This is a genomic window from Billgrantia desiderata, from assembly GCF_900108215.1.
GTDB classification, from domain to species: Bacteria; Pseudomonadota; Gammaproteobacteria; order Pseudomonadales; family Halomonadaceae; genus Halomonas; species Halomonas desiderata.
In genome coordinates this window covers 69,072-79,139 of sequence record NZ_FNVC01000024.1, presented here as the reverse complement: position 1 = coordinate 79,139, position 10,068 = coordinate 69,072, and the positions used below count along the sequence as shown (strand labels likewise).

The 10,068-nt window shown below is 60.6% G+C and carries 9 protein-coding genes; 7 read left to right on the top strand and 2 right to left on the bottom strand.

The window, feature by feature from the left end; all coding sequences use genetic code 11:
• Both C4S71_RS18295 and C4S71_RS18290 read left to right on the top strand, forming a co-directional pair.
• On the top strand, positions 1-288 hold a 288-nt coding region (locus C4S71_RS18295; RefSeq protein ID WP_160113412.1), incomplete at its 5' end, for an ATP-binding protein.
• A 203-nt stretch (positions 289-491) separates the two neighbouring features.
• Positions 492-929 carry a hypothetical protein gene (locus C4S71_RS18290; protein ID WP_200825324.1) on the top strand — a complete coding sequence of 146 codons (438 nt, stop codon included), beginning with the start codon at positions 492-494 and terminating at the stop codon, positions 927-929.
• 22 nt (positions 930-951) lie between these two features.
• Here C4S71_RS18290 and C4S71_RS18285 read toward each other — a convergent pair whose 3' ends face one another.
• Both C4S71_RS18285 and C4S71_RS18280 read right to left on the bottom strand, forming a co-directional pair.
• A complete protein-coding gene (locus tag C4S71_RS18285; RefSeq protein WP_103970131.1) occupies positions 952-2,376 on the bottom strand; it encodes a heavy metal sensor histidine kinase in 1,425 nt (474 codons plus the stop codon).
• A complete protein-coding gene (locus tag C4S71_RS18280; protein WP_086511142.1) occupies positions 2,376-3,053 on the bottom strand; it encodes a heavy metal response regulator transcription factor in 678 nt (225 codons plus the stop codon). The genes C4S71_RS18285 and C4S71_RS18280 overlap by 1 nt, the downstream gene beginning before the upstream one ends.
• Before the next feature lie 215 nt (positions 3,054-3,268).
• Here C4S71_RS18280 and C4S71_RS18275 point away from each other — a divergent pair, with 215 nt between their 5' ends.
• From C4S71_RS18275 to C4S71_RS18255, 5 genes are all read left to right on the top strand, one after another.
• Entirely contained in the window at positions 3,269-3,682 is a 414-nt protein-coding gene (locus C4S71_RS18275) for a hypothetical protein (protein ID WP_103970130.1), read from the top strand.
• 146 nt (positions 3,683-3,828) lie between these two features.
• Positions 3,829-5,070: a TolC family protein gene (locus tag C4S71_RS18270; RefSeq protein WP_103970129.1), complete on the top strand. Its 1,242-nt coding sequence runs from the start codon at positions 3,829-3,831 to the stop codon at positions 5,068-5,070.
• Complete coding sequence (locus C4S71_RS18265) at positions 5,067-6,527, top strand: efflux RND transporter periplasmic adaptor subunit (RefSeq protein WP_086511139.1); 1,461 nt, start codon at positions 5,067-5,069, stop codon at positions 6,525-6,527. Before C4S71_RS18270 ends, C4S71_RS18265 begins: the two co-directional genes overlap by 4 nt.
• Positions 6,528-6,538: 11 nt before the next feature.
• Positions 6,539-9,685 (top strand): efflux RND transporter permease subunit, encoded by a 3,147-nt coding sequence (locus tag C4S71_RS18260; protein ID WP_103970128.1) that lies wholly within the window; start codon positions 6,539-6,541, stop codon positions 9,683-9,685.
• A gap of 1 nt (position 9,686) precedes the next feature.
• On the top strand, positions 9,687-10,052 hold the full coding sequence (locus C4S71_RS18255) for a copper-binding protein (protein WP_086511137.1): 366 nt from the start codon (positions 9,687-9,689) through the stop codon (positions 10,050-10,052).
• The last annotated feature ends 16 nt before the right edge of the window (positions 10,053-10,068 follow it).

The window sequence follows — 10,068 nt, the reverse complement described above, 5'->3', positions numbered from 1 at the left end:
GAGCTGGGCTACCTACCGCTGGAGCCGGGTGCGGCCAACCTGTTCTTCCAACTGGTCACCCGGCGCTACGAACGCGGCAGCCTGTTGGTCACCAGCAACCGGGCGGTCAGCGAGTGGGGCGAGGTGTTCGGTGATGCCGTGGTGGCCACCGCCATCCTCGACCGACTGCTGCATCACAGTCACGTCATCACCATCCGCGGTGACAGTTACCGACTGCGAGCCAAGCGCAAGGCCGGGCTGATCAAGCCCGATTCCATTCATCATCACGAGCAGGTCGTCAGAGGGTAAGGGGGTCAGATTTCACTGTCGCCAGGGGGTCACTTTCTGATGTCGCTTGACAGGCAGCGGTTGCCTGGCTTCGAATGGCGTGAAACACTGTCTCAAGCTGTTGCCCAGCATCGCCTTCTCTCTGTTCTGGAGCCCTGATAATGGCGGGAGCACGAGCCGGATACAGCAGGTCTAGCCGGCTATTGGCCATCCCGGAGTTCAACGTGGCGCTATTTGCGTTTCTGTTGAACTATCCGTGGGAATTCCTGCAAGTTCCCTACTTCGTCGCAATGCCTGAGATGGCTCACTGGGATGCGGTCATCTTTTGCACCCGGGCAACCATGGGCGATGTGCTTATTGCCCTGGTGGCTTTCTGGGTCGTAGCGATGTTTCGGCGCCAGCGCTCTTGGCTGCTCCGGCCCGATGCGCGAGCGATCTTCGCCTTCATTGCCACTGGTATCGTGATTACAGTCGGTCTCGAGTGGCATGCCACTGAGCTTCAGCAGCGTTGGCAGTACGCCGAGCGGATGCCGACACTGCCTCTTGTGGGCACCGGGCTGACACCTCTGCTGCAGTGGCTCGTGCTACCGCCGATAATCGTGTGGTTGGCACGCCGCCAGATGCTCGGAGAGCGCTATCTACAACAAATTGATCGCAAATGAGCCGGCAACGGATTTCTGCCTGTCACTCGCCATCAGCGCCGGCGCCACGATGGTATGATGTACTTTGCCTGCCGGAGAGGGGCAGGGAGAGGCAGAAGCTCGTAATGCCATTCTGCGAACTGACCGCAACATCTCCACCATGAGCCTTGACGATGGACCGTGTGATGGCGAGCCCCAGTCCTGCTCCCTCGCCATGATGGCTGCGGATGTTGTCGGCGCGGTGGAAGCGCTCGAACAGTTTGGCTAACTGATCGGTGGGAATGGTCTCACCAGGATTGCTGACACTCAGACGTGCCATCTCCTTAGCTTGGGTAATCGTGATCTCGATCATGCCGCCAGGGGAGGTGTGCCGCACTGCATTGGACACCAGATTGGCAATCGCACGGCGTAGCATCAGGTGGTCGCCGGTAACTGTGGCGGCGCCACTGAGCTGCATCGTAACCTGCTTCTCCTCGGCAAGAGCCTCGTAGAATTCCAGCAAAGCGTCTACTTCCCGCTCCAGATGCACCGGCTCGGCGGGATTGGGCAGCAGACCATGATCGGCCTTGGCCAGGAACAACATGTCGGCGATCATTCGCGCCAGCCTTTCCAACTCCTCCAGGTTGGAGTGCAGTGTGTCCTGGTATTCCCCTGTGCTACGTGGTCGTGACAGGGCAACCTGGGTTTCGGTAAGCAGGTTGGACACCGGGGTACGCAGTTCATGGGCGATATCCGCTGAGAACTCGCTGAGGCGCTGAAAGTCGGCCTCGAGCCTGTTCAGCATGCCATTGAACGCATTGGCCAGTTCGAGCATTTCCGGTGGGGTGGCTTGCAGGTCGAGGCGCTCACCCAGGCGCTCAGCTGAAAGCCGCTTGGCCGTTGCCGTGATCCGCTTGAGGGGGGCCAGACCTTGACGTGCGACCAGCCAGCCGAGCAATGCCGTCAGCAGGGCGGCAAGTGCAATGCCCGTCCAAAGATAACGTCGAATGTCCTGGAGAAAGTGGGCATGATGGGTGATATCCAGGCCCAGCAGGACGCGTACCGGTATGGGCTGTGCAAGAGGAAGGAGCTGCTGAACTTCATGGCCAATGAATTCGTGGCCGGCAACGCTCCAGCGAGCGCTGGGTGAGCTGACCTCTCCATTCTTTACTGGCTCGAGAAAGTCCGGTTGGTAGGCGTAGAGTATTTGTCCCGCTTCATCGCGGATGGAAACGGAGAGTGTGGCATGGCTCGTCAATAGGTCGTCGAGATATCTGGGCAGTGTATTCAGCGCGGCAGGGCTATCGACTCGATCAAGCAGGTTCTCGATCATGTTCAGCTTTGCTGTCAACTCCATATGGTCGATTTCGTCGAAGTGATCCCGAATCAGGTACTCGAGCCACAGGCCAAGCAGCAGCAGCAGGATTGCCACCAGCAAGGAGTAGAGTGTGGCCAGGCGGGCCGTCAAGGAACGTGGGTAAAGGCTCATTAGCTATTTCCCGGCTCCAGCACATAACCCATGCCGCGTACGGTCCGGATCAACTTCTCGGGGAAGGGACCATCGACCTTGGCGCGTAGCCGTCTGACGGCTACGTCGATGACGTTGGTATCGCTATCGAAGTTCATGTCCCACACCTGCGAGGCTATCAGTGAACGTGGCAGAACCTCTCCCTGGCGGCGAATCAGGAGCTCTAGCAGGGCAAACTCCTTGGCGGTGAGGTCGATACGTTCGCCGGCTCGAGTCACACGCCGTCGCAGCAGGTCGAGTTCCAGATCGGCAGCGCGGAACACTTCCGGCTCACGTGCCTTGCCGCGCCTGAGCAGGGAGCGAATCCGCGCCAGTAGTTCGGAGAAGGCAAATGGTTTGACCAAGTAGTCGTCTGCGCCGAGCTCGAGCCCCCGCACTCGGTCGTCCACTTCGTCTCGTGCCGTCAGAAACAGCACGGGTACGTCCTGCCCTGCGCGGCGCACCATCTGCAGGATGGTCCAGCCATCCATCCCGGGCAGCATGACGTCTAGAAGCAACAGATCATATGCTTCGTTCTGGGCCAGGTGCAGGCCATCCAGCCCATCGCGGGCGAGGTCGACGACGAAACCGGCTTCTCTAAGGCCTTGAGCCAGGTAGTCACCGGTTTTTGGCTCATCTTCAACGATCAATATCTTCACAAAGCCTCCGTCAACCTGCTCCGATCGAAAATGACAAAAATGTCATTTTCGAGTCAGTTTCCTGTCCGCTACTGCATCGTACTATGCCTACATGAACAAGCAACAAGGGGGATGAGTAGGCTGAGTGGTTACTCTATCACGCCCGAAGTTGAAATTGACAGTCCTGGCGTTTGCAAGTTGTTAACAGGAAATTTCATTGGAAAAAGAGGTGTGTCATGATCAAGAAGATTGCTTTTGCTACTGCCGTTCTCAGTATGTTTTCCGTTCCTGCATTTGCCAGTTTCGGCACTGCGGCATCAAACGGGAATGTGCTGCAAGAAGGTAGCACGTCCAGCTCGATCATTAATACAGGGCAGCCGCATACTTACCAGCTCGACTTGGACCAGGCTACAACGGTCAGAATTGCCAGCAGCCATCTCCCGGGGGCTCATTCCATGCTTCCCATGAGTGCTCAACTGATCGATGCTCAGGGTAACACCGTGAAGGAAGTCCGTTCTTCAGGTGGAGACTTCGAAATTCGCGAAGCTTTGCAGGCGGGTCAGTATCGCCTGGTAGTGTCAGGAAGTTCGGCACCGGGTGGCGATGGTTGGGATGCTCATCGCTACAGCTTGCACGTCGCTTTCCAATAACACACTTCCATACCTTGGAGATAAAACTGGCCGGCTTGAGCCGGCCAGTTTGGTAAGTGATGTCAGACGGTTTGGTTGATTATTTATAAAGAATATAAAGGGGTGCCGTTTTTTAGCAGCACTCTGGCGAGCGTGGAGGGTGGCTCATGGCATTTCGATTACCAACGATGCTCGCAGTGTTGCTGAGCACAGCATTTCTATTACCTCTCTCGGCACTTTCAGAGCAAGTGTTATCGCTCAGTGAAGCGGAACGACTTGCTCTAATCGACGACCCAGCCACGCTGCGTTATCGAGAGCTGGCGGAGGCTCGCCGCGAGGCCGCCATCTCAGTCAGACAGCTCCCTGACCCCATGCTGATCATGGAGGTCATGGATGTTGCAAGAGATGGTATTTCCATCGATGACGATTCCATGACCCAGCTCCGTGTGGGCGTGCGCCAGACCTTCCCTCGAGGTGACAGCCGTCGGTTGGCCAGCGAGCGGGAATCGGCCATGGCCCAGGCGGAAGCGGCGCGAAGCAGCAATGCAGAACTGGCTGCAGTGCGCGCCGTACGGCGCTCTTACCTGGCGCTTGCCGAGCAGCGCGCCATCCTCGGCGTGCTGGAGCAGAGCCAGCCCTTGTTCGAAGACCTGCGTGAAATCACTGAGCGCGAGTTCGCTTCCGGCTTTGCCGACCAGCAGGATCTGCTGCGCGCCGAGCTGGAGCTGAGCCGATTGCATGACCGCATGTTGAATGTCCAGGCGCAGGAGGCAGTAGCACAGGCTCAGCTAGCGCGCTGGGTGGGTCATGAAGCCCTCTCGCGCCCCTTGTCTCTCGACCTTCCCGAGCTGGCCGAGCCCGCGGGAACCTTGCTGGCGCATCCACTGCTGGATGCCGAGCAGGCCGTTATCGATGCCGGCAACCATGGCGTGGAACTGGCTCGTCAAGGATACAAACCGCAGTGGTCGGTCGAGCTGACCTACGGTACGCCGACGCAACGGGGCATGGGCATGCCGGATCGCATGTCGGCGATGGTCATGGTCGACCTGCCGCTTTTCACTCGTCAGCGCCAGGATCGCGACCTATCGGCCAGCGTGCATCGACGTGAAGCCGCCCAGTATGCCTGGGATGAACAGGCCCGCGAGTTGCAGCGCCAACTGGGAGAGAGCCAAGCCAGATGGCAGCTGCTGAGCGAGCGTGAACGCCGTTATCAGCAGCTTCTGCTGCCCCAGGCCAGGGAGAACGCCGAAGCCGCCGAGCATGGGTATCGCAACCGTACGACGGATTTCAATTCGCTCGTGCGCGCCCGCCTGACCGAACTGGAAACACGCATCGAGGCCGTGCGTATCGGCACCCAGCGCCGCCTCGAGCAGGTGGATCTGCTCTATCTGTTGGGAGAAAACGCATGAAGGCATTGGCTGTTATCGTCCTGCTGGGGGCAGGGGCGGCGGCAGGCGCCGCCGCGGTGATCTATTGGCCGGATTCACATGCCCATGTCGCGCAAGCGGCGGGCGCGGCCAATGGTGAGAGGCAGGTCCTCTACTACCGGCATCCCCATAACCCTTCCGTGACCTCTCCTGAACCGCGTAAGGATGAGATGGGCATGGATTTCATTCCAATCTACGCGGGTGATGGCGACGCGACGCCCGGCACCGTGAGCATCAGCCCTGTCGTTCAGCAGAACATGAACGTACGTATCGGCTCGGTGGCTCGTGGCGATCTGGCGCGCCTGGTCGAGACAGTCGGCTTCGTCGACTACGACGAATCGAGACTCAGCCATATTCACCTGCGTACCCAAGGCTGGATAGAGGATCTCAGCGTAAGAACCACCGGCGAGCGGGTAGAGGAGGGGCAGCTCTTGTTCCGCCTTTATTCGCCGGAACTGGTCAATGCCCAGGAAGAGCTGCTGCATGTCATGCGGCGTGGTGGTAGCCCAGCTCCGGCACGGGAGCGCCTCAGGGCGCTGGGGATTAGTGCCGCCGAAATTGCCGAGATCGAACGGGCCGGCCAGCCGCGCCGACTGATCTCCGTACGGGCGGGGCAGAGTGGGGTAGTGGAGTCGCTGAACGTGCGTGAAGGCATGTATGTCACACCGGGCACCGAGGTGATGACCATTGCCGACCTCTCGCAGGTATGGGTGATTGCCGACCTGTTCGAGCATCAGGTGGATGCCGTGGCTCGAGGTGACGCCGCCCATGTGAAGCTGCCATTCCGCCCGGGCGAGCGTCTCGAGGGCAAGATCGACTATATCTATCCGAGCCTGAACAGCCCGACGCGAACCGTTCAGGTTCGCCTGGCCTTCGACAATCCCGGTGAGCGACTCAAGCCGGGAATGTATGCCGATGTCCAACTGACCACTCGACCGCTGCAGGGCGTCCTGTACCTGCCGGCCGAGGCCGTGATCCGTACCGGCAGGCAGGACCGCGTCATCCTGGCGCTGGGTGAAGGGCGTTTCCAGGCGCGTGAAGTTCAGGTAGGGCGTCGTGCCAACGGCGACCTGGAGATCATCGAAGGCCTCAAGGAAGGAGAGCGCGTGGTTCTCTCCGGCCACTTCCTGCTCGACTCCGAAGCGGCAGCCAGCGCTGAGCTGGCGCGCATGACCGAAGCCGAGGAGGAGAGCGCCGACGACGACATCTGGGCCGATGGTCGTCTGCTTGGTATCGATCGCGACGCCCGCATGTTGAACGTCGACCATGAACCGATCCCGCTATTGGGCTGGCCGGCAATGGTCATGGACTTTGCCATGGCTGATGGGCTCGAGCTCGATGGGCTGCACGACGACATGCCGATGCGCTTCCGCATGCGTGAGCGCGAGGAGTTCGTCTTCGAAATCACCGCTATCGAGCCGCTGGCTCACGACCACTGAGGAGTCGTTTCATGATCGAAAGGATCATCACGTGGTCGTTGCATAATCGCCTGCTGGTGCTCTTGGTGACGGCTATTTTCGTCGTCTGGGGGCTCTTCACAGCCAGGCAAATGCCGCTGGATGCCATCCCCGACCTCTCCGACGTCCAGGTGATCGTGCACACCAGCTATCCCGGCCAGGCACCTCAGGTGGTAGAGGATCAGGTCACCTACCCGCTGTCGACGGCCATGCTGGCCGTGCCCCAGGCGCGGGATGTGCGAGGTTTCTCCATGTTCGGTGATTCCTACGTCTACGTGCTGTTCGAGGATGGCACCGACCCCTACTGGGCACGCTCTCGCGTGCTGGAATACCTGAGCCAGGTGGCACCCCGCCTGCCGGCTGGCGCCACGCCGGCGCTGGGCCCAGATGCTACCGGGGTGGGCTGGGTCTATCAGTACGCCTTGGTGGACCGCAGCGGTAAGCTCGATCTGGCGGACCTGCGCTCACTGCAAGACTGGTTTCTGAAGTTCGAATTGCAGTCCGTGGTAGGCGTTTCCGAGGTCGCTACGCTAGGCGGCATGGTCAAGCAGTACCAGGTGGTGCTCGATCCGCATCGGGCGCGCGCTTATGGCCTGACACTTGCCGGCATCCGTTCGGCCATCGAGGGCGCCAACCGGGAGGCGGGCGGTTCGGTTATCGAGATGGGTGAAGCGGAATACATGGTTCGCTCCCGTGGCTATCTGACCGGCATCGAGGAGCTTCGCCTGGTGCCGGTTGGCCTTGGCGGTGACGGTACTCCAGTACTGCTCGAAGATGTGGCCGAGATCCGCATCGGCCCCGCTGCCCGCCGCGGCATCGCTGAGCTGGATGGCGAGGGCGAGGCTGTGGGAGCCCTGGTAGTCATGCGTCATGGCGAGAATGCGCTTGCCACCATCGAGCGTGTCAAGGCCCGCCTCGAAGAGCTGCGGCCGAGCCTGCCGGAAGGCGTCGAAATCGTGGAGACTTACGACCGCTCAGTACTGATTCAGGAGTCGGTGGACAACCTGACGGTCAAGCTGTTGCAGGAATTCCTCATCATTGCGCTGGTCTGTGTCGTCTTTCTGCTCCATTTCCGCTCTGCTCTGGTGGCGATCGTTGCACTGCCGATCGGCATCCTGGCGGCACTGATGATCATGCAGGCCAAGGGCATCAACGCCAACATCATGTCGCTGGGCGGCATTGCCGTGACCATCGGCGCCATGGTGGATGCCGCCATCGTCATGGTGGAGAACCTGCACAAGCGACTGGAAAAGGCGCCGCCAGGGGAGGATCGCTGGCATACCGTGGCGGAGGCGGCCAAGGAAACAGGGCGGCCGATCTTCTTTGCGCTGTTGATCATCGTGGTCAGCTTTCTGCCGCTCTTCACTCTCCAAGGGCAAGAAGGCCGCATGTTCCAGCCCTTGGCCTTTACCGGTACCTATGCCATGGCAGCGGCGGCCGGGCTGGGTATCACCCTGGTCCCGGTGCTCATGGGCTATCTGGTGCGCGGGCGTATACGCCCTGAGTCTGCCCATCCGCTGAGCCGCATGTTGATCGCCATCTACCGCCCCGGGCTCGATGCCCTGCTGCGCTACCCTTGGGCAACCATTGCAGCAGCAGTGTTGGTTGCCGCCAGCGTGGCCTACCCGGCCAGCAAGCTTGGCAGCGAGTTCATGCCTCAGCTCGACGAAGGCGATCTCATGTATATGCCGTCGCTGGAACCTGGCGCCTCGATTGGCAAGGTGCGTGAATTCGTGCAGCAAACCAACCGGTTGATCATGTCGGTGCCGGAAGTGGAAGGGGTCTTTGGCAAGGCAGGGCGGGCCGATACGGCCACCGACCCGGCCCCCATCGGCATGCTGGAAACCGTCATTCGCTTCAAGCCACGCGACCAGTGGCGCGATGGCATGACCAAGGCCGATATCATTCGCGAACTCGATGAGGCAGTCAGTTTCCCGGGGGTGGCCAATGTCTGGGTGCCGCCGATCAAGACGCGCATCGACATGCTCTCGACCGGCATCCGCTCGCCGGTGGGCATCAAGGTGGCTGGATCCGACCTGGCAGAGATCGAGCGTGTTGGGCGGGAGATCGAACGCGTGCTCCAAGATGTGCCGGGTACAGCGTCGGCGTATGCCGATCGCACCGCCGCCGGGCGTTACGTCGAAGTGGATATCGACCGGCGAGCCGCCGCGCGCCATGGCGTCAATGTCAGCGACCTTCAGGCCATCATTCAAACCGCCGTCGGGGGGATGAATGTAAGCGAAACCGTCGAGGGGCTGGAGCGCTACCCCATCAACCTGCGCTATCCCCAGGACTGGCGCGACTCGCTGGAGAGTCTGCGGGATCTACCGGTGATCACCTCGGCGGGGGCCTACCTTCCCCTGCAGGCGCTGGCACAGGTGGACATCGTGGACGGACCGGCCATGATTCGTACCGAGAACGCACGTCTCAACGGCTGGGTGGTGGTCGACATCCGCGGGCGCGATATCGGCTCCTATGTGGCCGAGGCGCGGCAACGGGTGATGGAACAGGTCACGTTGCCTGCCGGGTACTCGGTGACCTGGTCAGGCCAGTACGAGTACATGGAACGGGCCAAGGAGCGCCTGCAGTGGGTGGTCCCGGTGACCATCGTGCTGATCTTCCTGCTGCTATACCTATGCTTCCGTAACGCTGCCGAGACTTTCATGCTCATGGGTTCGCTGCCATTCGCCGCCGTCGGTGGCGTGTGGCTGCTCTACTGGCTCACCTATGACGTCTCGGTGGCCGTGGCGGCGGGTTTCATCCTGTTGATAGGCCTGGCAGCAGAGTTCGCCGTGGTGATGCTGATGTATGTCCGCGGGGCAGTGGAGCAGCGGCGGCCCCGTACCCGAGGTGAACTGCGTGAAGCGATCATCGACGGCGCGGTCATGCGGGTACGTCCCAAGGCCATGACCTCGCTCACGGTGGTGCTGGGTCTGAGTCCGCTGCTGCTGGATTCCGGCCCAGGATCCGAGGCCATGCAGCGTATTGCCACGCCCGTGGTCGGCGGCATGATTTCTGCCCCCCTGGTATCGCTGCTGCTCATTCCCGTTCTTTATTGGCTATGGCAGCGACGACACTTCCCCGAGTCCGTCTCATCCGAGGCTGCGCTCAGCAACTCCAAAACCGAAGGAAACCTTTGATATGAAAAACAGTATGCTTCAGTTGGTGGTCGTGATGGGACTCATTATGGCAGCTCCGGCAGTGGCGAGCAGTGATCATGGACATGGCAAGCACGCGGCTCATGGTGCCCAGACTGGTCATGAACATCAGGAAATGCGCACGGCGGAAGGTGTCGGGATCGTACGGTCGATAGCGCAGGATGGCAGCAGTGTGCTGGTAGCACATGAACCTATCGCCGAGCTTCGCTGGCCAGCCATGACCATGGAGCTGGCGCTGGCAGATCCGGCGCTGGCCGAGCTGGTGAATACGGAAGACCAGATCATCTTCGTACTGCGTCAAACCGGCGAGACCGACTACGAAATCGTCTCTCTCGAGACCATCGACTGAGATTGGGTGCGCTTCC

Bases quoted from the DNA above. Each gene is read 5' to 3' on its own strand.
- C4S71_RS18275 (WP_103970130.1), top strand. From the start codon at position 3,269: ATGATCAAGAAGATTGCTTTTGCTACTGCCGTTCTCAGTATGTTTTCC.
- C4S71_RS18255 (WP_086511137.1), top strand. From the start codon at position 9,687: ATGAAAAACAGTATGCTTCAGTTGGTGGTCGTGATGGGACTCATTATG.
- C4S71_RS18265 (WP_086511139.1), top strand. From the start codon at position 5,067: ATGAAGGCATTGGCTGTTATCGTCCTGCTGGGGGCAGGGGCGGCGGCA.
- C4S71_RS18285 (WP_103970131.1), bottom strand. From the start codon at position 2,376: ATGAGCCTTTACCCACGTTCCTTGACGGCCCGCCTGGCCACACTCTAC.
- C4S71_RS18260 (WP_103970128.1), top strand. From the start codon at position 6,539: ATGATCGAAAGGATCATCACGTGGTCGTTGCATAATCGCCTGCTGGTG.
- C4S71_RS18270 (WP_103970129.1), top strand. From the start codon at position 3,829: ATGGCATTTCGATTACCAACGATGCTCGCAGTGTTGCTGAGCACAGCA.